Annotated in this window: 21 protein-coding genes; 10 read left to right on the top strand and 11 right to left on the bottom strand. The window is 70.6% G+C overall.

Annotated features, from left to right (window positions below; genetic code table 11):
• Positions 1–64: 64 nt before the first annotated feature.
• Positions 65–742, bottom strand: a complete 678-nt coding sequence (locus MJ604_RS23085; RefSeq protein WP_243061103.1) for a TetR/AcrR family transcriptional regulator — start codon at positions 740–742, stop codon at positions 65–67.
• A gap of 109 nt (positions 743–851) precedes the next feature.
• On the opposite strand from MJ604_RS23085, the gene MJ604_RS23080 reads away from it, so the two are divergent.
• Both MJ604_RS23080 and MJ604_RS23075 read left to right on the top strand, forming a co-directional pair.
• Complete coding sequence (locus tag MJ604_RS23080; protein WP_243061101.1) at positions 852–1,772, top strand: NAD-dependent epimerase/dehydratase family protein; 921 nt, start codon at positions 852–854, stop codon at positions 1,770–1,772.
• A gap of 137 nt (positions 1,773–1,909) precedes the next feature.
• Entirely contained in the window at positions 1,910–2,095 is a 186-nt protein-coding gene (locus MJ604_RS23075) for a DUF2188 domain-containing protein (protein WP_243061098.1), read from the top strand.
• A gap of 19 nt (positions 2,096–2,114) precedes the next feature.
• Here the strand turns inward: MJ604_RS23075 and MJ604_RS23070 are convergent, their stop codons facing one another.
• The 3 genes from MJ604_RS23070 to MJ604_RS23060 are packed head-to-tail and all read right to left on the bottom strand — an operon-like array spanning position 2,115 to position 3,500.
• Positions 2,115–2,708: a GNAT family N-acetyltransferase gene (locus tag MJ604_RS23070; RefSeq protein WP_243061096.1), complete on the bottom strand. Its 594-nt coding sequence runs from the start codon at positions 2,706–2,708 to the stop codon at positions 2,115–2,117.
• A 40-nt stretch (positions 2,709–2,748) separates the two neighbouring features.
• On the bottom strand, positions 2,749–3,129 hold the full coding sequence (locus MJ604_RS23065; RefSeq protein ID WP_243061094.1) for a hypothetical protein: 381 nt from the start codon (positions 3,127–3,129) through the stop codon (positions 2,749–2,751).
• Entirely contained in the window at positions 3,126–3,500 is a 375-nt protein-coding gene (locus tag MJ604_RS23060) for a hypothetical protein (RefSeq protein WP_243061093.1), read from the bottom strand. The genes MJ604_RS23065 and MJ604_RS23060 overlap by 4 nt, the downstream gene beginning before the upstream one ends.
• A gap of 314 nt (positions 3,501–3,814) precedes the next feature.
• On the opposite strand from MJ604_RS23060, the gene MJ604_RS23055 reads away from it, so the two are divergent.
• The 3 genes from MJ604_RS23055 to MJ604_RS23045 all read left to right on the top strand — a co-directional run bounded on the left by MJ604_RS23055 (position 3,815) and on the right by MJ604_RS23045 (position 6,155).
• On the top strand, positions 3,815–4,210 hold the full coding sequence (locus tag MJ604_RS23055) for a hypothetical protein (protein ID WP_243061092.1): 396 nt from the start codon (positions 3,815–3,817) through the stop codon (positions 4,208–4,210).
• 148 nt (positions 4,211–4,358) lie between these two features.
• Entirely contained in the window at positions 4,359–5,456 is a 1,098-nt protein-coding gene (locus MJ604_RS23050) for a hypothetical protein (protein ID WP_243061091.1), read from the top strand.
• Between the two features lie 225 nt (positions 5,457–5,681).
• Complete coding sequence (locus tag MJ604_RS23045; RefSeq protein WP_243061090.1) at positions 5,682–6,155, top strand: SRPBCC family protein; 474 nt, start codon at positions 5,682–5,684, stop codon at positions 6,153–6,155.
• A 61-nt stretch (positions 6,156–6,216) separates the two neighbouring features.
• Here MJ604_RS23045 and MJ604_RS23040 read toward each other — a convergent pair whose 3' ends face one another.
• The 4 genes from MJ604_RS23040 to MJ604_RS23025 form a co-directional block, all read right to left on the bottom strand.
• Positions 6,217–7,542: a hypothetical protein gene (locus MJ604_RS23040; RefSeq protein ID WP_243061089.1), complete on the bottom strand. Its 1,326-nt coding sequence runs from the start codon at positions 7,540–7,542 to the stop codon at positions 6,217–6,219.
• Positions 7,543–8,465: 923 nt separating this feature from the next.
• The gene (locus tag MJ604_RS23035; protein ID WP_243061088.1) at positions 8,466–9,752 is read right to left on the bottom strand and encodes a hypothetical protein; all 1,287 of its coding nucleotides are present in this window, start codon (positions 9,750–9,752) and stop codon (positions 8,466–8,468) included.
• Positions 9,753–10,353: 601 nt separating this feature from the next.
• Positions 10,354–10,794, bottom strand: a complete 441-nt coding sequence (locus tag MJ604_RS23030; protein WP_243061086.1) for a hypothetical protein — start codon at positions 10,792–10,794, stop codon at positions 10,354–10,356.
• A gap of 170 nt (positions 10,795–10,964) precedes the next feature.
• Positions 10,965–11,768, bottom strand: coding sequence for a methyltransferase domain-containing protein (locus tag MJ604_RS23025; protein WP_243061084.1), 804 nt, complete (start codon positions 11,766–11,768; stop codon positions 10,965–10,967).
• 36 nt (positions 11,769–11,804) lie between these two features.
• On the opposite strand from MJ604_RS23025, the gene coaE reads away from it, so the two are divergent.
• A complete protein-coding gene (coaE, locus tag MJ604_RS23020) occupies positions 11,805–12,389 on the top strand; it encodes a dephospho-CoA kinase (RefSeq protein ID WP_243061082.1) in 585 nt (194 codons plus the stop codon).
• Here coaE and MJ604_RS23015 read toward each other — a convergent pair.
• Together MJ604_RS23015 and MJ604_RS23010 are read right to left on the bottom strand one after the other, a co-directional pair.
• Positions 12,386–13,339: an RNA polymerase sigma factor RpoD/SigA gene (locus tag MJ604_RS23015; protein ID WP_243061080.1), complete on the bottom strand. Its 954-nt coding sequence runs from the start codon at positions 13,337–13,339 to the stop codon at positions 12,386–12,388. The two genes, coaE and MJ604_RS23015, sit on opposite strands and share 4 nt — an antisense overlap.
• 180 nt (positions 13,340–13,519) lie before the next feature.
• Positions 13,520–15,652 (bottom strand): S9 family peptidase, encoded by a 2,133-nt coding sequence (locus MJ604_RS23010; RefSeq protein ID WP_243061077.1) that lies wholly within the window; start codon positions 15,650–15,652, stop codon positions 13,520–13,522.
• Positions 15,653–15,673: 21 nt separating this feature from the next.
• On the opposite strand from MJ604_RS23010, the gene MJ604_RS23005 reads away from it, so the two are divergent.
• From MJ604_RS23005 to MJ604_RS22995, 3 genes are all read left to right on the top strand, one after another.
• Complete coding sequence (locus MJ604_RS23005; protein ID WP_243061105.1) at positions 15,674–16,357, top strand: 5-oxoprolinase subunit PxpA; 684 nt, start codon at positions 15,674–15,676, stop codon at positions 16,355–16,357.
• Between the two features lie 339 nt (positions 16,358–16,696).
• Complete coding sequence (locus MJ604_RS23000; protein ID WP_243061075.1) at positions 16,697–17,287, top strand: allophanate hydrolase subunit 1; 591 nt, start codon at positions 16,697–16,699, stop codon at positions 17,285–17,287.
• Positions 17,284–18,087: a biotin-dependent carboxyltransferase family protein gene (locus tag MJ604_RS22995; protein ID WP_243061073.1), complete on the top strand. Its 804-nt coding sequence runs from the start codon at positions 17,284–17,286 to the stop codon at positions 18,085–18,087. The genes MJ604_RS23000 and MJ604_RS22995 overlap by 4 nt, the downstream gene beginning before the upstream one ends.
• Here MJ604_RS22995 and MJ604_RS22990 read toward each other — a convergent pair.
• On the bottom strand, positions 18,041–19,366 hold the full coding sequence (locus tag MJ604_RS22990; protein ID WP_243061070.1) for a DNA polymerase IV: 1,326 nt from the start codon (positions 19,364–19,366) through the stop codon (positions 18,041–18,043). The genes MJ604_RS22995 and MJ604_RS22990 overlap by 47 nt on opposite strands.
• A gap of 125 nt (positions 19,367–19,491) precedes the next feature.
• Here MJ604_RS22990 and MJ604_RS22985 point away from each other — a divergent pair, with 125 nt between their 5' ends.
• Complete coding sequence (locus MJ604_RS22985) at positions 19,492–20,433, top strand: DUF4192 domain-containing protein (RefSeq protein ID WP_243061068.1); 942 nt, start codon at positions 19,492–19,494, stop codon at positions 20,431–20,433.
• Positions 20,434–20,461: the final 28 nt, after the last annotated feature.

Below are 20,461 nucleotides of genomic sequence, written 5' to 3'. Positions count from 1 at the left end.
CGCCACAGCGCACTCGACGGGCTCCCGCCGATCAGCCGGCTACCAACCTGATGGCCGGGTACAGCTAGCCGCTGGTCAGGCCGAGGTCGGTCGCGAGCTGGCCGATGACCTGGTCGAAGTGCGCGTCGTAGTCGAGCACGCCGCGATGCAGGTGGCCGAACAGCTCCAGCGAGACGTGGCCGAACACCGTCTTCCACGCCATCAGCCAGCGCAGCAGCCGCTCCTCGCCGATCGGTTCGCCGATCGCGTCGCGCACCGGCTCGAGGGCGGCGCTCTCGGCGGGTGACAGGGGAGCCGTGGTGGCCAGGGGTACGCCGGCCTGCTCGGAGGCCAGCGCCAGGGCGAGGAAGGCGCCGGTGATCCGGCCGGCGGACGTCACGGTCGTGTCCGGAGCGGCGTACCCGGGAACGGGGGAGCCGTAGACGAGCGCGTACTCGTGCGGGTTGGCCCGCGCCCAGTCGTGGATCGCGCGACACACGGCGCGGAACCGGTCGTCGAGGCGCTCGTGCTGCCTCTCGGCGGCCTCGACGTGGTCGCCGAGCTCGTCGTACGCCTCGACGATGAGCGCGGTCAGCAGGTCGTCGCGGCTGGGGAAGTAGCGGTAGACCGCGGAGGACACCATGCCGACCTCGCGGGCGATCGCGCGCAGCGAGAGAGCGGCCGGGCCGACCTCGGCGAGGTGGCGGCGGCCGGTCGCCTGGATCGCACGGGTGTGCTCGGCACGGGTCTCGGCGCGGGACATGGCCTCATCCTGGCACAGTGCGAGAGCAGTGCTCTTGTTTTCGACGTCGGCGTGTGTCAGGGTTCTCGGAACGAGAGCAGTGCTCTCGATACGAAACCAGGAGGAAGCCATGACCGATCTGCACGTCGTCGTCGGAGCCGGACCCGTCGGTCTCGCGACCGCCACCGAGCTCGCCGCCCAGGGCCACGAGGTGCTGCTGGTCAGCCGCACCGGAGCCGGAGCGGCCGTGCCCGGCGCCCGTCGCGTGGCGGCCGACGCCGCGGACGCCGACCGGCTCACGTCGCTCGCCACGGGCGCGGTCGCGCTCTACAACTGCATCAACCCGCCGTCGTACACGGTGTGGCAGACGTACTGGCCGCCGGTCGCGGCCGCCTTCCTCGAGGCCGCCGAGCGGACCGGCGCGGTGCTGGTGACCGCCGCGCCGCTCTACGCGTACGGCGCGGTCGACGGCCCGATGACCGAGGACCTGCCGGACGCCGCGACCGGCGCCAAGGGCCGGCTGCGGGCCGCGATGTGGGCCGAGGCGAAGGAGCGGCACGACGCCGGCCGGATCCGTGCCGTCGAGGTGCGGGGCTCGGACTACATGGGCCCGCTGAGCGCGAACGCGCACATCCCGCAGGTCACGCCGCGCGCGCTCGAGGGCAAGGCGGTGCGGGTGTTCGGCCGGCCGGACCAGCCGCACTCGTTCACCGACGTGCGCGACATGGGTCGCGCCCTGGTCGCGGTCGCCCAGGCGCCGGACGCGTGGGGCCGCGTCTGGAACGCCCCGACGAACCCGGCGGTCACGCAGGAGCAGGCCGTCGCCGACGTGTGCCGGGCGGCCGGTCGCCAGCCGGTCGCGGTCAAGGCCTGGCCGAAGGCGCTCCTGGGCGTCGGTGGTGCCGTGGTGCCGCTGCTGCGCGAGCTGCGGGAGACCGTCTACCAGTTCGAGCGGCCGTACGTCCTCGACTCCAGCGCGATCGAGCGCGAGCTCGGCCTGAAGCCGACCCCGTGGGACGAGGTCTGCCGCGCGACCGCCGCAGCCGTGTAACAAACCCGGCTCCCGGACACAGGTAGGTAGTGACGGGCCGAGGTCGGTAGGGAGCTGGCACGGGAACTCGGCCCGATCACACCTGGGAGGGGATGATCGTGGTGGGAGAGCCCATCGAGACGTATTGCGAAGAGGGAATGTGGCGGAACTCGGTCGGCCCCCGCGGGCCGGTGACCGGGGAGTTCCCCACGAGGGAGGCGGCCCTCGAGGCCGGCCGCGACGAGGCGCGCGTGCGGGGCGTCCAGCACGTCGTGCGCGACCTGGACGGCACCGCGATCGAACGACACCGCTACCCCCGCCGGTCCGGAGAGCTCCCCGGCTGAGGCGCCAGCTCACCGTCCGTCAGGAGGGGCCGCCCAGGTGCCGCCGGACGACGCGCCGCCGCAGGGTGGGCGAGGCCACCACCTCGTAGCCCGCCTCGAGGAAGACCTGCAGCAGGCCCACCGAGGCCTCCTCCCAGATCGCGGACTTGCCCGGCGCCGGCTCGATCGGGTACCCCTCCAGTACCAGGGCGCCCTGCTGCTGGCCGTACTCGACGGTGGCGGCGGCGAGCTCGTAGCTCAGCCCGGTCCGGCGCCAGGTCTTGCCGACGAGGAAGCACGTGACTGCCCAGACGCCCTCGAGCTCGGGGTCCATCCGCATCCACGGCTGCTTCCGGCTCCACAGCCTGGGGTAGTTCGCCCGGGGCTCCATCGCGACCCACCCGGCCGGCTCGCCGTCGACGTACCCGACCAACCCGGACGTGGGCCCGGACGTGCCGCAGGCGGTCTGCTCGAGCAGGGCGGCCTCCCTCTGCTCCTGGGTGGTGTCGCGCCAGATCCAGCCCGGCACCTTCATCGCCTGGCAACGGCACTTGCTGGCAGGCCCCGCGGCGAAGACCGACTCGACGTCCTCCGCCGAGGCTCGGTTGGCGGGACGCCAGCTGAAGACGGGCATGCCGCGACCCTAGTCCCGCGCGGACATCGACTTCCCCCGCCTACTCGTCCGCGCTCGTCCGTCGATCTCGGAGACCGTCGATTCCGATGCGGCACAGCATCCCCAGACAGCTCGCGAGCACCAGTCCGCTGGCGACGAGGAACGGCCAGAGGTTGATGACATCGTCGTCGACGTCGCTGCTGAAACGCGGTGCCAGCTCGATGCCCACAAGCCAGGCGACGGCGGCGACCATGAACGCACGAAGCATCCCACCCGTAGCTGAGATGCATCCGATACAGAGTGCAGGCACCACGAGTCCGAGGAAGAGTCCCCTCGGTCCCTCGGAGGTCACACCGAGAGTCAGTGACACGACGGCGAGGACAACGAGCAGAAGCGTGATCAGCAAGGGCTCGACCGGTCGCCTGCCCGCGACGTTCTTCATGACTCGGCCGGCTCAGCGGCCGGGTCGAGTAGGAGGAAGTACTCGCCGTCGCCGAGAGTCCTCACGTCGGCGATCAACCAGCGGCGGCGAGTATCGACCAGTGGGAACGAACCCCACTCGTGGTCCGGGATGAGCGTGACCTCGCCGGCTACGGCGACGCGAGCACCGACGATCAGCGTTGAAGCCGGTCCTGGAACCTGAGCCTGGACCAGCTCGCCGCCCACGGAGAGTACGACGTCGGTGCCACCGTGCCCGGGACGCGATCGCCGAGCGACCCGGAAGTCGGCGGCGCTGATCACCGCGCCGGTCATCACGTACTCGGAACTTGCCTCCGGCGGGACGGAGGTCTCGAACCGGCGCACGGAGTCCACGGACTCGGCCGTGCGTTCGACCGTCCCCAGGATGCGAATCCCGTCGTGAGCAAGCACGTCGCCAGCCCGAGGGTCGTCCAGCTCCCCGTTGCTGCTGCGCGCCCACACCGCCTCCACGCAGCGATCGTGCCATCGCCCGTTGCTGATCGGCAGGGAGGTGGCCGCCGGAGGCGGCAGGTCCGGTCGCTGCCGGGCGCCGACAGGCGGCGGAATGACCGTGGCTTTCGTCGCGACGGAAGCTCGGGCCTATTCCGATTCGTCCGGTCCCGGCGATCCCAGCGCGTTCGTTCTAGAGCGTCCGGGAGACTGGCTGGATGAGCAGGGAGATGACGCGGCAGCAGGTCATGAACTGGCGGGACGGCTGGAGCTCCTCGGATCGAGCGCTCATCGAGTCTTCCCTAGATCTGTTGCCCGAGGCGGACTACTACAAGCCGACTTCCGCGCAGTACATCGGAGCCCGGGTCGGCGGCCGTGTGGCGGTGTACATCGCTGCGGGATACCTGTACTGGCCCAAAGGAGGGTGGGCGGTCGACCTCGATCCGCAACTGGTTCCAGGTGGGCTCAAAATCGACGACGAAGGGCACAAGTGGTTCCCGTTGTCCACGTTCAGGAGGCGTGCGGGCGCGAAGGAACGGTTCGAGGAGCTGAGCGCCCCGTGCCCCGCCTGCTTCCTGGTGCCTTCGGTGTCGGGGGAGTGCGGCTGTGACTAGAGACTCTCCGTGGTCGCGGGCAGTCGCGCCGTAGACACGGCCTCGCTTGCGGCGGTTTGACGCACCCGATGCAGCGCACCAGTCGCAAGAGATCGGGATCCTGTGCTGGTCCTGCGTTGTGTCGGTCAGGCGCACTAGGTTTCCCGGCATGACACGCGCATGGATCGCTTCACTCGTCCTCCCGCTCGCTCTCGTTTCAGGATGCGGCGACGGCGGGAAGGACGGCGCTGCAGCGGGCGAAGACGCCACGTCCGTCGCTGAGCAGATCGAGAATCAGGTTGATTCGGTCACCGAAGTCGTCGAGATCACTGAGGACAACGACCCGAACGACCTGATCGGCCGCCCGAATGGCTACGACGCCGCTGCCGTGATCTACGACGAGCGCGTGGACTGCGACGAGCTCGGCATTGAGTGTGGCGCCTCCGTCGAGCAGTGGGAAGACGCCGACGCTGCGCAGGAGCGGTCCGAGTACATCCAGGGCGTCCTCGAGGATGTCCCGATGCTTGGCACCGAGTATCACTACCTCGATGGCCCATTCCTCCTCCGGGTCTGGGGAGACCTTGAGCCGTCCGACGCTGAACAGTACGCAGCGGCGTTCACTGGCGAAGGCAACGGCGATGTCGACCCGAACGCCTCCGCCTCCGCCTCCGCAACGGACACTAGCGAACCGACTGAGGAGGACGACGGTGGCGAACTCGTGGACTACGGCTTCGGGCAGTCCGGCGAGTATGCGGCCGCCATGGCAATCGTGGAGAACACGTCTGACCACGGCGGGCAGACTGTCACGGTGTCGGTGAACTTCCTCGATGAGGCCGGCGAGATCCTCGCGACTGAGACCCAACTGGAGTCCTTCGCGTACGCCGGCCAGATCCTTGCGATGCACGTCTTTACGGACCTCCCAAAGCGGAGCAAGGTTGCTTCAGTCGAACCGACATTGCTCGTAGAGGACGAGGGAACCTTCGACGAGTCCGATATCGAGCTAGACCCGGTCAACGCCGCGAGCATCACCCAGGAGTACGGCTCCTGGGAGGCCGCGTTCCCCTTCGACAACCCGACGGGTGAGCCGTTGCAGGACCTGCGCGTAGGCGTGGTCTGCCGGGACAACGCGGGCGACATCATCGGCGGCACGTCCACCTACCCTGACCTCGTGCCTCCGAACGGAAGCATCATCATCGAGACCAACGGGCTGATCGTCTCGGGCGAGCCTGCGACCTGCACGGCCTACCCGTCCCCGGCAGGATTCTGATCGGACCGGGCTGGACGTGCGCCTTCGCGTTCGAGGCGATTGCTCGTCGTGATGCGCGCGGCCTTGCCCCGTGGTCGGTGCGTCCTTCCGGGCGCCATCTCGCGGCGACAAGACGCGACGACGGCGACGAGCTGAGCGCAACGAACCCCGTTCGCCGTCCGTGGTCGGGGTCCCTGCAGAACTCTGCCGACGGCAGTATCGAATTCTGGGGCGTAGTGTTCGATCATGTCGGGCTATCGCGTTGAGGCATCGCGGCTGTTCCCCGTTGAACAGGTCAGGGCCTTCGACGGGCTGATGGGTGCGCGGTTGCCCGACCTCTTCAGTCGGCGGTACGCCGCCTTCCCGCCAGTGCAGGAAGTGGTGGACGAGCCGCCGGGCTGGGGAAGCGTTGGCCAGAACCGCGTGATCATGCTCGCGGACGGTGGGAGCTTGCGGGAGACGCTCACCTCAGTCGATCGACCGCGCGGCTTCGCCTACCAGCTCGATGACTTCCACGGTCGGCTCCGACCCTTCCTGCGCAGCGTCGAAGGCGCTTGGTCCGTCGCCGCAGAGGGAACGAGCTCACGGGTCACGTGGGCCTGGACCATGTATCCCACGGGATCGCCGGCGCGACTGACTCTGAACGTGATCGGCCGCATGTGGAGCGGATACGCCGAACGCTCCCTTGAGCGACTCGGGACAATCCTGACTCGCACCTGACCGGTGGGCCGCCACCCGCGGCTCTTCGGTGCGGCCGACGCCGTTGGGCAGCAGGCAAATCTCATCTGCCGCCGCGGTCGGTCGACCGCGGCACGCCGTTGCAGCGCCAGTTCCAGACGGGCGTCAGGCCCTCCTCGTTCTTGAGCACGGTCGCGAGAACACGGAGCTGGTCGACCTCCAGCCCCAGGTTCCTGATCGCGGGTCGGGGGTCGTCCGGCTCAGGCATCGCCTTCAGCAGGTCGGTGGCGGTTCGGATGCCGACCCGACGCAACGCGATCCGGGTGCGGACGCCGCTACGCGGGTCAGCGCCGGTCAGCGACCCGGCCTGGCGCTCCGCAGCGAGTTGCTTGCGGTCGACCGGTTCCAGGTGGATCAGCAGGAACGCCTGGTCGACCCAGTCGACCAGGCGGCCCACCGGCACCCGGGTGTGGAGGATGACGTCGACCAGGTTCATGGTGGTCAGGTTCTGCATGTCCTCCACGCCTTCCTCGGTCAATCGGGCCTCGTACCAGACGTTCAGGCCGTCCAGCTGGTCCAGCGGATACTCCGGCGACAGCTGTGGCACGACGACCCGCAGGGCCTTGGACGCCACCCGCTGGAGAGCCTGGAGGCCGACGAGCGGGAAGAAGCCGACGACGAAGGCCGTGATCATCTCCGTGTTGCTCAAGGTTGCCCCGCCGGTCGAGTCAAGTGCGAAGAACTGGTGGAGAACGGCGACGATCAGCAGGACCAGGACGATGCGGAGTACGACGCCGGCGTACGCGCTGGGCCGGAGGTCGCTCTGGTAGAAGCGACGAACCAGCATGGTGACCGCGAAGGCGTACGCACCGAGGAAGCCGAACTTCAGCGCGTCCCAAGGACCGGAGGGCGACAACACGATGTCGGTCTCCCACAGGACCGTCGCCCAGCCGACAGCCAGGACAGTGGTGCACAAGAAGATCGGAAAGAGGGTCTCGACCGACACGGTGAAGTTCTGGGTGTCGGACGGATTCGTCGACGAGCTCGAGACCCGTCGGCCGTAGTAGGCGTCGAACTTCTGCCGGTAGACGTTGGACTCGGACGAGGTCCCACTGCTCAGGTCGCTCCGAGAGACCGATCCCGGAGGAGGCGCGGGCAGGTTCTCCTTGGCGTCCCACCCCATCCGGTGGAGGTTGAGGACGTACTCGGCCCACAGCACTCCGGCACGCAGTCCGAGGAACCGGACGTAGAGCCAACCGGGGACGAAGGAGAGGCACCAGAGGGCGAACAGCTTCAGGGCTCCGACGGCCCACACCTCCTGGTCGGGGAAGCCGTCCTGCGGGAGGACGTACGCCAAGGTGACGGTGGCGACGGCCACGAGCCCGATCAGCACGTTCATCCACAGCGCGACGGCGGTGCGGTAGATCACCGACGACCTGAAGCCGGCGCCGAGGCGGCCGAAGAGTCCTGATGCGCGATCCTGGCCGAACTGTCGATCGTCAATGCTTGCGGTGGTCACGACCATCACCTCTGCGAGTGACTGGGTCTCGGGCTGCTGTCAGAGGTCAGGAGACAGCGACGCGACCACTGGATACGTGACGAAAGCAAAGGATGCCCTGATCTCGCCCGTCGGCGTCGCGTGCTGCGACCGCAGAGTCCGTTCCAGCAGCGGTTGGAGGCCCCCACCAAGGCGGCCTCACGGGTCAGAGTGGGTCGGATGAAGGTTTCACAGCGGGGTCGTCGCCCGTCCCCGGGTCGGTCGGATCGACTGGCTCCGGAGTGACACCGGGGCTGACGTCGGGGTCCTCGATCGGCTGCTCGTTTGGATTCGTGGTCATGGGTTGTCCGTACCCCGCGAGGTCAGGACGACGCCGCATTCGCCTCACAGTCCGAGCGAACTCGCGGCGAAATGATGCGTGTCGACGGCGTCAACAGCGATCGCGATGCCAGTGCCGTTGCTGAGCCCGGCGTGTGGGTTGACTTGAACGAGGTCGACCCCAAGCTCCCACAAGGAGACCATGAGTCGGTTGTTGCCTGGGTTCGTCCAGTCTTGTAAGCGCGGACGGACACGTCAGCGCACCTTGAGCGCGCGTCGCGGATGGCGAGCTCCATGAGCCAGAACGGGACGCCATCGCCGTCGATGTACATCGCGCAGTCACGGTCCTCGATCATGAGCGCAACGATGCCTTCCGCCGCCGACACTGCGTTGCGACCGCCGGCAGACAGGTTGTTCGGGGCTGGACGCAGCGATAGGACGCGGCCAGGAGGCGTGATCATCGGGGAAGAGCCGGACGCGTCACGTCGCGGCGTGGTCGGGTGCCAACCTCGCAGCTCGGTCGAGTCGAAGCCGGGTCAGCAGGGCGTCCAGGTCTTTCCTCCGGGCGCGTAGCAACGAGGGCCGGTGTATCCGGACAGGTCGTCTCCGGACGAGCTGTCCGAGTCGTCGGAGTAGTCCGGTGTTGGGGCCGGGGGAACGTACGGCTCAGGTGCCGGCTTCGGTGCCGGCTTCGCCTGACGGGTGCCGTGTCCGGGCGATACCGCCCGACCGATCCAGCGGCCCGCGTACCAGATTCGCTTGAATGCGTGGTCGTCGTCGGAATCCCAAGCCACTGCCACAAAGTTGTTCTCGTCGCACACGATGGTCGTTCCCTTGTACTCGCCGGAGCCCTCGTACTTCACGTGTGCCGCGTTGTCACACGTCACGTACCGGTCTCCGCCACAAGTGCGCATCGTTGCGCCTGCCCCGCGCTCCTTAAGGCAGTCAGCCTTCGCTTCCTGCGCACGCACTCGTCGCTGCTCGCGCCTCTCCGCCGGGCTCAGCGCCGTGGAACTGTCGGAGGACCCGTCGGCCTCGGAGGTCGAGGGGTCGTCCTGGGCGTCACCCAAGACTGCGGTGAACAGGAAGGCGGCCAAGACCAGGGCAACGACTACCCCGGCAGTGCGTCTGATGCGTGGCCGCCAGCGGTCGGCCCATTCGATGTCCGCCGGGGTGGGCTGCTCGGTGGGTCGCTTCGGCGGCTGAGGCTCGGAGGTGCCCGTGGCCTGTTGTTGTAGGACCACCTGGCGCAGATGGCGAGGTAGACCCTGCGTGCTTAGGGCCTCCACTCGCTCACTGCGAGTCATGCCCCGCTGGTCGGCCCACGCATGGAACGCGATGACGTAAGCCTGCCAGTCGGCGGCATGGTGGTCCCGCTGTGCCTCGAACGCTCGACGCTGTTCTTCCTGACGGTCTAACCACGCGTCGTTGGGCCGGGCAGCCTCCCTCGCGCGGTTTCCGCCGACCTGATCGCGTCGGGGCAGGGTGTCGCGCCCACGGCTCCGTCGAGGCTGGTGATCCCACACGAACTGGGCATCTCGACGGCTCAGCCCGACCGCTTTGGCCCACCAGTCGAACTCGGGCCGATCCAAGGTGGACAGGTCGAAGCCGGTCATCGCGGCCTGCTCGCGGGCGAACTTGAGCAGGTTACGGTCGTAGTTTTCCTGCGGCGTGGGGCGGTCGGGTCGCGGCTGCGGCGCGGCCACGGCCTCCTGCGCCCTTCGGTGCTGTTCCCGGATGCCGTCAGGGTGCCTGCGGGGGCAGCGATCCTCAGTCTCGATGGTGCGGTGCTTGACGGTGCATACCTCATCCTGGCGCGGCATCACGACGCTCCCAGCAGTGTTGCTACCGCCGGCGCGCTGCTGCGCGAGCTCTTGGAGTCCACAGCAGTCCTTACGCGAGTGGTACGGCGACGCTTGATCGGGCGATGGCGGAGGGTTCTGTCACCAACGATCACCGACGCTGGCGTCCGCCTGGCGGTATTTGAACTGACTCGGGATGCGGGCGATACGGTTCATGTGCTTCCTTGCGGGGCGATGGCTGATCAGCTGCATTGACTCTGTTATGGCGGCAAGACCGTCCAGCGTTCCTGCTCGATGCTCTGAGTAGCGCCCGTCGAGGTCGGAGAACGGCGGCGATTGGGCGATACCTGGAGGCTCACGAGTCTGACTTCCGTGGCCCACATCGCTTGCATCGCGAGGTCCGAAGACCCTGCCTCCAAGACCAAGGTCCCTTGACCCGGCGAGAGATTCCGGGATCTGCCCCGTGGCGTGCCTTAAGAACCGCGGAGCGAGAACTCCCAGGGATGTACGTCTCGTCCTTCGATCGTCCGATCGAGTATCCACGCCTGGCTGCGGTCACCCATAACGGAGTTGGACGTCTGCGTCGGCCCTCTCCCGCATGCTGTCACGGCGGTTGGGGCGCTCAACGATCCTTCCGCCATCGCTCGAACTCCGCACGGCTCACGTTTCCCGGTCCTGGAGTAAGCGGGGATCGCCGCGCGACTGGCTTCTGGACGATGGGGAGAGGAGGCACGGGAGCGACCGAATGCAACTCAACCGGTATCAACGAAACCCATTCGCGCAGGCGCAGGGTCTTGGTGCGGCTGAGCGCAACGGCGGAGTATGCCGCCCCTTCCAGCGGCACCACCGGTACGCCCTTCAAGACCGAAACTTCTGGCCGATCCCGGAACGACTTCAGCGCTGCGGGGGTGAGGACTACGCCGTGCGCACGTTCCCAGATGAGGAGAACGCGTCCCAGCGCCCCGACATATCGGGAGCTATCGGGCGAGAAGGAGCCGATCGGGCGATCGCCGAGCCTCAGGTGTTCATCATCGTCGCTCGCGCCGCAGCCGTCTGTGAGCATGAGCCTCTCCTAGGGACGTCCCGAGTTCAATCGGCCGGCTGGCCTCCCTGCTGAGATATTGACCTGTGGGCGATGCGGCATGATCGCCGTGAGTCCTTCTGAGGCGCTCGGCAGCGTCTTCGACCTGCCAATCCGGGCGCAGTGCCTGGTCGGCCAACTCCCGCCGGTCGTCAGGGCCGCCGGCCCCAGGACGCGGCCAGCGTCGGCGGCACGAAGAAGGACCCGCTGCGCTGCAGCGCCGCGGAGATCCGGTCGGGCAGCGTGCCCAGGTCCAGCTCCGCCTCGGTCGCCAGCCCGAGCGCGACCATCCGCGGTGCCAGCGAGCGGACGACGCCGCTGAGCAGGCCGGGGCCGACGGGGGAGTCGGGCGGGAGGTACTGCGTGATCGCCAGGGCGCCGATGTCGTCGAGCCCGACATCCGCGTGGATCGCCTGGAGCCGCGAGCCGATGGTCGGGTCCGCGCCGGCGGAGCGCAGGGCCGCCGCCACCAGCCCGAACAGCTCCGACACGAGAGGTACGGCGGGCTCGGCGCCGGCCGCCCGCGTGTCGTAGTCGAGCGTGACCAACAGGCCGCCGGGACGCACCGAGGCCAGGTAGCGGCGCAGCACGCTGGTCGGGTCGGCCAGGTGGAGCACGAGCAGCCGGCTGACGACCGCGTCGTACTCGCCGTCGCCGACCGCCCCGGTCACGTCGCCGTCGACGAAGGAGACGTTGGTGTGGCCGGCGCACCGGGCCCGCGCCGTCGCCACCATCCGGGGGTCGTTGTCCAGGCCGACCACCGAACCGGACGGACCGACGAGCTCGGCGAGGATGACCGCCGAGTCCCCGATGCCGGTGCCGAGGTCGAGCACCCGCATCCCGGGCGCGATGCCGGCGGCTCGGAGCAGGATGCGCGTGGGATCGGCGATCCGCGCCGACTGCTGCTCGAGGCGGGTGAGCTCGGCGTCGTCCGAGCCGAGTGCGTAGGTCGTCACGGTGCGTTTGATACCGCATCGGGCAGGATGTCCGCCATGCGAGTGGGGCTGACGGGCGGCATCGGGTCCGGCAAGAGCACGGTGTCGGCGATCCTGGCCGAGCTGGGGGCGGTCGTGATCGACGCCGACCGGCTGGCGCGCGAGGTGGTCGCGAAGGGGACGCCGGGGCTGGAGCAGGTGGTCGAGGCGTTCGGGCCGGAGATCCTGACGGCCGAGGGCGACATGGACCGCGCCAAGGTCGGCGAGATCGTCTTCAACGACGAGGCCCGGCGCAAGGTGCTCGAGGGGATCGTGCACCCGCTGGTCTTCGAGCGGTACGCCGAGCTCGAGGCGAGCGCCCCGGAGGACGGCGTGGTCATCCACGACATCCCGCTGCTGGCGGAGTCCGGCCGCGCGGACACGTTCGACGCGGTGCTGGTCGTCGACGTGCCCGCCGAGGTGCAGGTGGAGCGGCTGGCGCGAGACCGGGACATGTCGCGCGAGGACGCCGAGGCGCGGATCGCGGCTCAGGCCACGCGCGAGCAGCGCCGCGCGATCGCGACGTACGTCATCGATAACACCGGAACGCACGAAGACCTCCGTCAGCATGTGACGGAGGTCTTCGAGCAGCTGGTTTCCTAGGCGGCCAGGTCCGGGTCGCCGAGGCGGCGGAGCTTCTGCAGCGCCTCCCGCTCGAGCTGACGCACCCGCTCGGCGGAGATGCCGTGCTTGGCGCCGATGTCGGCGAGCTTGTGCTGCCGGCCGTCGACCAGCCCGTAGCGGGAGCGGATGATGTCCGCGGCCCGCTCGTCGAGCTTGCCGACCAGCGCGTTCAGCCGGTCGCGCGACTCCACGTCGAGGACGGTGAGGTCCGGGCCGGGTGCGGTCTCCTGGGCCATCAGGTCGCCCAGCGAGGTGCCGCCGTCCTCGTCGACGGGGGAGTCCAGCGAGACGTGCTCGCGGCCCCACGCCATCAGGTCGAGGACCCGGTCGAGCTCCATCCCGAGCTCGGTGGCGATCTCGGCGGCGTCGGGCTCACGGCCGAGCTGGCGCTCGAGCGTACGACGCGCGCCGCCGACCTGGTTGAGCTCCTCGACGACGTGCACGGGCAGCCGCACCACGCGGGCCTGCTGCGCGATGCCGCGGGTGATGGCCTGGCGGACCCACCACGTGGCGTACGTCGAGAACTTGTAGCCCTTGGTGTAGTCGAACTTCTCGACCGCCCGGATCAGGCCGGTGTTGCCCTCCTGGATCAGGTCGAGCATCGGCATCTGGGCGCGGCCGTACTTGCGCGCGATCGAGACGACCAGGCGCAGGTTGGCGTTGATGAACGTGGTGGTCGCCTTGCGACCCTCCTCGGCCAGCCACTCCAGCTCCTCCTGGGTGGCCGACATCGGGGCGCCGCCCTTCTTGCGGCCGACGCGGCCCTCGGCGAGGAGGTGCTCGGCCATCAGGCCGGCCTCGATCGTCTTGGAGAGCTCCACCTCGGAGGCGGCGTCGAGGAGGGGATTCCGGGCGATCTCGTCGAGGTACAGGCCGACGCTGTCGCGGCCCTCGATCTCGCGCGTGCCGGTTGCAGTACGTGTTGCCATGGGACGCCCCTCCTTCTCGTCGGTGGCTGGCGCCCTTGCGCCCCCCACACGTGCTGTTCAACGTCCAAGGTGTCCGGTGGATTCCCTTGTCAAACGTTGAACTTCTTGTCTGGAAGGACGTGCGAGGGGTTCCCGGAGTTGCGTCTGAGACGGACTCTCAGGGACTTCTCAGGGTTTGGTCTAGGACAGACCGAAGCGGTCGAGCATCCAGGCGAGCGCGAACGCGCGGTCGTGCCACGACTTGTACCGCCCCGAGACGCCGCCGTGCCCGGCCGCCATCTCGGTGCGCAGCAGGAAGTCCTGCCGACCGGTCGCGGTGGCCCGCAGCCGGGCGATCCACTTCGCGGGCTCGACGTACAGCACCCGGGTGTCGTTCAGCGAGGTCTCGGCCAGGATCGGCGGGTAGTCGACGGCCGCGACGTTGTCGTACGGCGCGTACGCCGCCATGTACTCGTACACCTCCCGGTCCGCCTCCGGGTTGCCCCACTCGTCGTACTCCGTGACGGTCAGCGGCAGCGTCGCGTCGAGCATCGTGGTGAGCGCATCGACGAACGGCACGCCCGCGACCACGCCCGCGAACAGCTCGGGCGCCTGGTTGACCACCGCGCCCATCAGCAGCCCGCCGGCGCTGGCGCCCTCGGCGACCAGCACGTCCGGCGTCGTCCAGCCGGTGTCGACGAGGTGGCGCGCGCAGGCGATGAAGTCGGAGAAGGAGTTCTGCTTGTGGAACAGCTTGCCGCCGTCGTACCACCGGCGGCCCATCTCGCCGCCGCCGCGCACGTGCGCGATCGCGAACGCGGCGCCCCGGTCGAGCAGGGAGAGGCGGGCGATGGAGAAGTACGGGTCCATCGACGCCTCGTACGCGCCGTACCCGTAGAGCAGCGTCGGCACCGGTCCCGAGCCGCCGCCGACGCCCTCGCGGGCGCCGCGCCTGGCGACGATCGAGATCGGCACCCGCTCGCCGTCCTCGGCGGTCGCCCAGAGCCGGTGCTCCTCGTAGTCGTCGGGGTCGTAGCCGCCGAGCACGGGGGCGCGCCGCAGCAACGTCAGCTCGCGGGTGCGGACGTCGTAGTCGTAGACCGACGACGGGACCGCCATCGTCGTGTAGCCGAGCCGGACCACCGGCTGGTGGAAGCCCGGGTTGCCCGCCGACCCGACCGTGTAGACCTCGTGGTCGAACTCCACGAGGTAGTCGTCGGTCACGCCGGAGTCGCCCAGCTCCAGGATCCGCAGCTGGGTGAGCCCGTCGCTGCGCTGGTGCAGGACCAGGTGGCCCGCGAACGCGTCGACGTCCTCGAGGCGTACGGCGGGGTCGTGCGCCACCAGTGGCTCCCAGCCCTCGGCCGGGGTGGGCGCGATCGGGGCGGTCGCGAGCTCGAAGTCCGCGCCGGTGTGGTTGTGCATGACCAGGAAGCGGTCCTCCCCGGCGATCACGGCGTGGTCGAGGGAGTACTCCAGCCCCTCGCGGCGCTCGGCGAACGTGCGGAAGCCCTCGTCGGGGGCGTCGGCGTCGAGGAAGCGGTACTCCGAGGTGATCTTGGAGCCGCTCGCGACCACGATGAACCGGTCGCTGCGGGTGCGGCCGACGCCGACCCAGAAGCGGCCGTCCGCCTCGTGGTGGACCAGCTCGTCGTCGTCCTGGCCGGTGCCGAGCCGGTGCCGCCAGACCTTGTCGGCGCGCCAGCTCTCGTCGACGGTCGTGTAGTAGAACGCCTGGCCGTCGCGGTCCCAGGTCGCGCCGCCGAGCGCGCCGGTGATCTCGTCGGCGAGCAGGGCGTCGGTGTCGAGGTCCTTCACGCGGATCGTGTAGCGCTCGTCGCCCACGACGTCGGTGGAGTACGCCAGCAGGTTTCCGGTGGGGGAGATGGCGGAGCCGCCGAGCGAGAAGAACTCATGGCCCTCGGCCAACGCGTCGAGGTCGAGCAGCACCTGCTCGCCGGGCAGCGCCGGCTGGTCGGGCGCGGTGTCCTCGGCCGGCTTCGGCGGGGTCCAGTCATCAGGGTCCGCGACCGGGACGCGGCAGCTGGCGCCGTACTCCTTGCCCTCGAAGGAGCGCCCGTAGTACCAGTGGCCGCGGTTGCGTGTCGGCACTGACAGGTCGGTCTCGCGGGTGCGCGCCTTGATCTCGTCGAAGATCGTCTGCCGCAGGTCCGCGAGGTGGGCGGTGCGCTCCTGGGTGTAGGCGTTCTCGGCCTCGAGGTACGCCGTCACCTCGGGCGCCTCCTTGGCCCGCAGCCACTCGTAGTCGTCGGTGCGGGTGGTGCCGTGGATCTCGCGGGTCGTGGCGCGGCGGTCGGCGACGGGGGGCTGCATGCGCGCGACGATAGCGCCGTGGTGATCATCGACCTGAACGCGGACCTCGGTGAGGAGGTCACCGACGACGACGCCCTGCTGGCGGTGGTCACCAGCGCCAACGTGGCGTGCGGCTACCACGCGGGGTCCGAGGCGATCATGCGTGCGGTCTGCGAGGAGGCGGTACGCCGCGGCGTCGCGATCGGCGCCCAGGTGTCGTACGACGACCGGGAGCACTTCGGCCGGGTCGCCCGCGACGTCGCACCCGAGCTGCTGCGCGAGCAGGTCGCCGACCAGGTCGGGGTGCTGTCGACGATCGCTCGCGGGGTCGGCACCTCCGTGCGGTACCTCAAGCCGCACGGCGCGCTCTACCACCGGGTGATCGTCGACGAGGAGCAGGCGGGGGCGGTGCTGGCGGGCTCCGGCGACCTGCCGGTGCTGGGGATGGCGGGGGCGTTCCTCGACCTGGCCCGGGCCGCGGGGCGCGGTGTCTTCCACGAGGGCTTCCCCGACCGCGGGTACGGCGCGGACGGCCGGCTGCTGCCGCGCACCGAGCCGGGCGCGCTGGTGGAGGACGAGGGCGCGATCGTCGCGCAGGCACTCGACCTCGCCCCGCGGGTCGACTCGGTCTGCCTGCACGGCGACAGCCCGGGAGCGGTCGAGCACGCGCTGGCGGTGCGTCGCGCGCTGGGTGAGGCCGGCTTCGAGCTTCGTCCCTTCGGGTGATCCACAGGTCTGGACCGGCGCCTGTGGACTGTGCACTCGTGTTGTGGATGACGGTTCCGATCCTGTGGACGGCCCTGTGAGTTCCTGCGGACGTCTTGCGCCGTGTGATCCGGGCCACGTAGAACTCTCCCTACCAGCCCACCGCTTGCGGAGGGCTGAGGATCGGACAGGAGCAAGGATCCACACCGCGAGGCAACTCGAGGCGTCGGCCCGGTGACGGGGGCGGCGGGGTCGGAGATCCGGTTCGATCGACCGGGCGTCACGCAACCGGTCGAGCCGAAGGGCCCCTGGTGCTCATACCACCGGGGGCCCTTCACCTATTTCCGCCAGACTACGCGCATGCAGCTGTGCCCCGTCGGTCCGCGAGCGGTGCTCGTCGAGGTCGGCGACGCGGCCACCGCGCTCGCCCTGGCGACCTGGGCGCGTCCGCGGGTCGACGCCGAGGAGATCGTCCCAGCCGCCGCGACCGTCCTGTTCGACGGCGTCTCCGACCTGTCGGTCCTCTCGGGGCAGCTGGCGGACTGGTCGCCGACGTCGGAGGTGCCGGCGGGCGCGCTGGTGGAGGTCCCGGTCGTGTACGACGGGCCCGACCTGGCGTTCCTCGCCGACCTGTGGGGCACCGACACCGCCGGCGTCGTCCGCCGCCACACCGAGGTCGAGTACGTCGCCGAGTTCTGCGGGTTCGCGCCTGGCTTCAGCTACCTGGCCGGGCTGCCGGACGCCCTCGCCGTACCCCGACTGGAGTCGCCGCGGGCCGCCGTACCTCCCGGATCGGTGGGGCTCGCCGGGGCCTGGTGCGGGGTCTACCCGAGCGCGTCGCCGGGCGGGTGGCGGCTGCTCGGCCGCACCGACGCCGTGCTGTGGGACCAGGCGCGCCCCGAGCCGGCGCTGCTGCCGCCGGGCACCCGGGTCAGGTTCGTGGCCCGATGATCGAGGTGCTGGAGACGGGGCCGCTGGTGACGGTCCAGGACCGCGGACGTGTCGGCTTCGCGCACCTCGGCGTCCCGCGCGCGGGCGCCCTCGACGCGCCGGCCGCGGCGCTGGCCAACCGCGTCGTCGGCAACGACCCGGACGACGCCGTCCTCGAGGTGCTGCTGGGCGGGCTGGTGCTGCGCAGCACGGTCGCGCGGTGGCTCGCCGTGGACGGCCGGGCCGTCTGGCTGCCTCCCGGCAAGGAGCTGCGGATCGAGCCCCCGGCGACCGGTCTGCGGTCGTACGTCGCGGTCGCGGGCGGCATCGCGGTCGAGCCGGTGCTCGGCTCCCGCTCGACCGACACGCTCGCCTGGGTCGGGCCGCCCCGGGTCGCGGCCGGTGCCCGGCTGCCGGTGGGGGAGCCGCGTCGCGAGCCGCCCGCGTTCGACGCGCCCCGGCCACCGCGACCCGGCCCCCTGCGCGTCGTACCCGGACCGCGCGACGACTGGTTCGCCGCCGACGCGCTCGACGTGCTGTGCGGGGCGCCGTACGTCGTCGAGGCCGACTCGAACCGCGTCGGCCTGAGGCTCGACGGGCCGGCGCTGACCCGGGCCCGCGACGGCGAGCTCCCCAGCGAGGGGATGGTGCTGGGTGCCGTGCAGGTGCCGCCGACCGGGCGGCCCGTGGTGTTCCTCGCCGACCACCCGCCGACCGGCGGCTACCCGGTGATCGGGGTGGTGCACCCCGACGACCTGTGGCAGTGCGCGCAGCTCAGGCCGGGGGAGCAGGTTCGCTTTCGTCGGGCCGCCACGGGCTGAGCTCCGGGTCCTCCATGGAGTAGCTGCGCACCGGCCCGGCCGGCGTGTCCGCGGTCTCGAACCGGACGGTCACGACGCCGCGGCCCGAGCCCCACACCCAGCCGCGGCCCATCTCGGCGTGCACGACGTCCATGCCGGGTGCCCAGGTACGCCGGGAGTGGTGCGGGACCTCGACCTCGGGGAGCTCCTCCTCCTCGTCCTCGGCGGTCTCCCCGAACAGGTCCTCCTGGACCCAGTCCGCGAGCCCGGAGACGCCGACGCCCAGCAGCCGCACGCCGCCGGAGGTGTCGAGGTCGGCGAGCAGCGAGCGAGCCAGCCGCCCGATCGTGCCGGGGCTGTCGGTGGGGGAGCCGAGCGTGGTCGAGCGGCTCAGGGTGGTGAAGTCGTGGAGCCGGACCTTGATCGTGACCGTGCGGCCCGACAGTCCGTGCTTGCGCAGCCGGCCGGACACGTCGCTCGCCTGGCGGGTCAGCAGGCTCTCCATCAGCTTCCGGTCGGTGAGGTCGGTGTCGTACGTGCCCTCGACGCTGACCGACTTCGCCTCCCGCTCGGCGACCACCGGCCGGTCGTCCTCGGCGCGAGCCAGGCTGTAGAGCCAGTGCCCGCTGGCCTTGCCGAGCAACCGGACCATCTCATCCTCGCTGACCCGCTCCAGGTCGGCGACAGTGTGGACCCCGACCCGGCGCAGCCGCTCGGCGGTCGCGGGCCCGACGCCGGGGATCACCCGCACGTCCATCGGGCGCAGCAGCTCCTGCTCGGTCCCCGGCGCCACCACGACGAGACCGTCCGGCTTGTCGAGGTCGCTGGCGACCTTGGCGATGAACTTCGAGGTGCCGACCCCGACCGACGCGGTCAGCCCGCCGGTCGCGTGGACCACGCGCTCGCGGAGCCGCTCGGCGAACGCCGTCACGCTCGGCACCGACAGGTCCTCGAGGTCGGAGCGGGCGAGGTCGACGAACGCCTCGTCCAGCGACAGGGGCTCGACCAGCGGGGAGACCTCGCGCAGCAGCCGCATCACCCGGTCGCTGGTGTCGCGGTAGGCGTGGAAGCGGCCGCTGAGGAAGGCCGCGTGCGGGCAGCGGGCGCGGGCCTCGCGCGTCGACATCGCCGAGCGCACGCCGAACACCCGGGCTTCGTACGACGCCGTCGACACCACGCCCCGGCCGCCGACCCCGCCGACGACCACCGGCTTGCCGCGCAGCGACGGCTTGTCGCGCTGCTCGACGGCGGCGAAGAACGCGTCGAGATCGAGGTGAAGAACCGACGCTTCCCCTCGCACACGCGCACCCTACCCAGCGCCGCCGACAGCCCACCTCCCCTCCACAGCAGGCCGCTCGGCGCGCCTCTCCACAGGGCTCCCCCGGGCGGGCCCGAACCGTCCGCGCCGGCGGGGACCGTCGAGGCATGACCGCTACCGATCCCACACCCGTGGCCACCCTGACCGCCCGCACCCCCGAGGACGTGCTGGCGATGGTTCCCGTCGTCCTCGGCTTCGTGCCGACCGCGTCGGTCGCGATGCTCACGTTCGGCGCCGCCCGGCCGTTCCACGCCCGCGTCGACCTGCCCGAGGTTCGCGGCGAGATCCCCGAGGTCGTCGACTCGCTGCTCGGGCCGGCGCGCGGCCACCGGGTGCGCCGGGTGCTGTTCGTCGTCTACAGCGATGACGCCCGGCTGTCCGCCACGACCGCGCGGGCGCTCCTCCGCGCCTTCACCGGCTGCGGCATCGACGTCGTCGACGTGCTGCGCGCCGACGGTGCGCGGTGGTACCCCGCCGTCGGCACCCGCCCCGGCGTCCCACCGTGGGGGGTGCCGTACGACCTCTCCGCGCACCCGTTCCTCGCCCGCGCCGTCGTCGAGGGCCGGGTCACCTACGACTCCCGCGAGGAGCTGCGGGCGACCCTGGCCCGCGACCGGGCTGCGATCGCCCGGGTGGTCGGCGCCCTCGCCGACCTCACCGCCCCAGGGCCCGACGAGGAGCTCTGGGTGTGCGAGCTCGTCCAGCGCCACGTCCGCGACGGCACCTCGCCGGCGGACCGCGAGGTCGCCCGGCTGCTGCGCGGGATGCTCGAGACCGGCGTCCGCGACGTCGCCTGGGGCACGATCACGCGGGACTCGGCGCGCGAACAGGTCCGGTTCTGGTCCGACGTCGTGCGGCGCGGGCCGACGCCGATGCTCGCGGCACCGGCGGCGCTGCTGGCGTTCGCGGCCTGGCAGGCGGGGCACGGCGCGCTCGCCTGGTGCGCGCTCGACCGGTGCGCCGAGGCCGACGAGGACTACCCGCTGGCCGGGCTGGTCGAAGAGGCCCTCCGACGCGCGGTGCCGCCCGACGCCTGGGAGCAGGAGTGAGCCTGGGTGGGCGTGGCCCCTCCCCGCG

This window comes from Nocardioides sp. SR21, from assembly GCF_022761125.1.
GTDB lineage: Bacteria > Actinomycetota > Actinomycetes > Propionibacteriales > Nocardioidaceae > Nocardioides.
The sequence above is the reverse complement of the archived record's forward strand: the minus strand, read 5'-3'. Positions and strand labels throughout refer to the sequence as shown.

What these genes read in the sequence shown, in the direction of transcription:
- MJ604_RS23085 (WP_243061103.1), bottom strand. Translation starts at nt 742, where the DNA reads ATGTCCCGCGCCGAGACCCGTGCCGAGCACACCCGTGCGATCCAGGCG.
- MJ604_RS23080 (WP_243061101.1), top strand. Translation starts at nt 852, where the DNA reads ATGACCGATCTGCACGTCGTCGTCGGAGCCGGACCCGTCGGTCTCGCG.
- MJ604_RS23075 (WP_243061098.1), top strand. Translation starts at nt 1,910, where the DNA reads ATGTGGCGGAACTCGGTCGGCCCCCGCGGGCCGGTGACCGGGGAGTTC.
- MJ604_RS23070 (WP_243061096.1), bottom strand. Translation starts at nt 2,708, where the DNA reads ATGCCCGTCTTCAGCTGGCGTCCCGCCAACCGAGCCTCGGCGGAGGAC.
- MJ604_RS23065 (WP_243061094.1), bottom strand. Translation starts at nt 3,129, where the DNA reads ATGAAGAACGTCGCGGGCAGGCGACCGGTCGAGCCCTTGCTGATCACG.
- MJ604_RS23055 (WP_243061092.1), top strand. Translation starts at nt 3,815, where the DNA reads ATGAGCAGGGAGATGACGCGGCAGCAGGTCATGAACTGGCGGGACGGC.
- MJ604_RS23050 (WP_243061091.1), top strand. Translation starts at nt 4,359, where the DNA reads ATGACACGCGCATGGATCGCTTCACTCGTCCTCCCGCTCGCTCTCGTT.
- MJ604_RS23045 (WP_243061090.1), top strand. Translation starts at nt 5,682, where the DNA reads ATGTCGGGCTATCGCGTTGAGGCATCGCGGCTGTTCCCCGTTGAACAG.
- MJ604_RS23035 (WP_243061088.1), bottom strand. Translation starts at nt 9,752, where the DNA reads ATGCCGCGCCAGGATGAGGTATGCACCGTCAAGCACCGCACCATCGAG.
- MJ604_RS23030 (WP_243061086.1), bottom strand. Translation starts at nt 10,794, where the DNA reads ATGCTCACAGACGGCTGCGGCGCGAGCGACGATGATGAACACCTGAGG.
- coaE (WP_243061082.1), top strand. Translation starts at nt 11,805, where the DNA reads ATGCGAGTGGGGCTGACGGGCGGCATCGGGTCCGGCAAGAGCACGGTG.
- MJ604_RS23015 (WP_243061080.1), bottom strand. Translation starts at nt 13,339, where the DNA reads ATGGCAACACGTACTGCAACCGGCACGCGCGAGATCGAGGGCCGCGAC.
- MJ604_RS23010 (WP_243061077.1), bottom strand. Translation starts at nt 15,652, where the DNA reads ATGCAGCCCCCCGTCGCCGACCGCCGCGCCACGACCCGCGAGATCCAC.
- MJ604_RS23000 (WP_243061075.1), top strand. Translation starts at nt 16,697, where the DNA reads ATGCAGCTGTGCCCCGTCGGTCCGCGAGCGGTGCTCGTCGAGGTCGGC.
- MJ604_RS22995 (WP_243061073.1), top strand. Translation starts at nt 17,284, where the DNA reads ATGATCGAGGTGCTGGAGACGGGGCCGCTGGTGACGGTCCAGGACCGC.
- MJ604_RS22985 (WP_243061068.1), top strand. Translation starts at nt 19,492, where the DNA reads ATGACCGCTACCGATCCCACACCCGTGGCCACCCTGACCGCCCGCACC.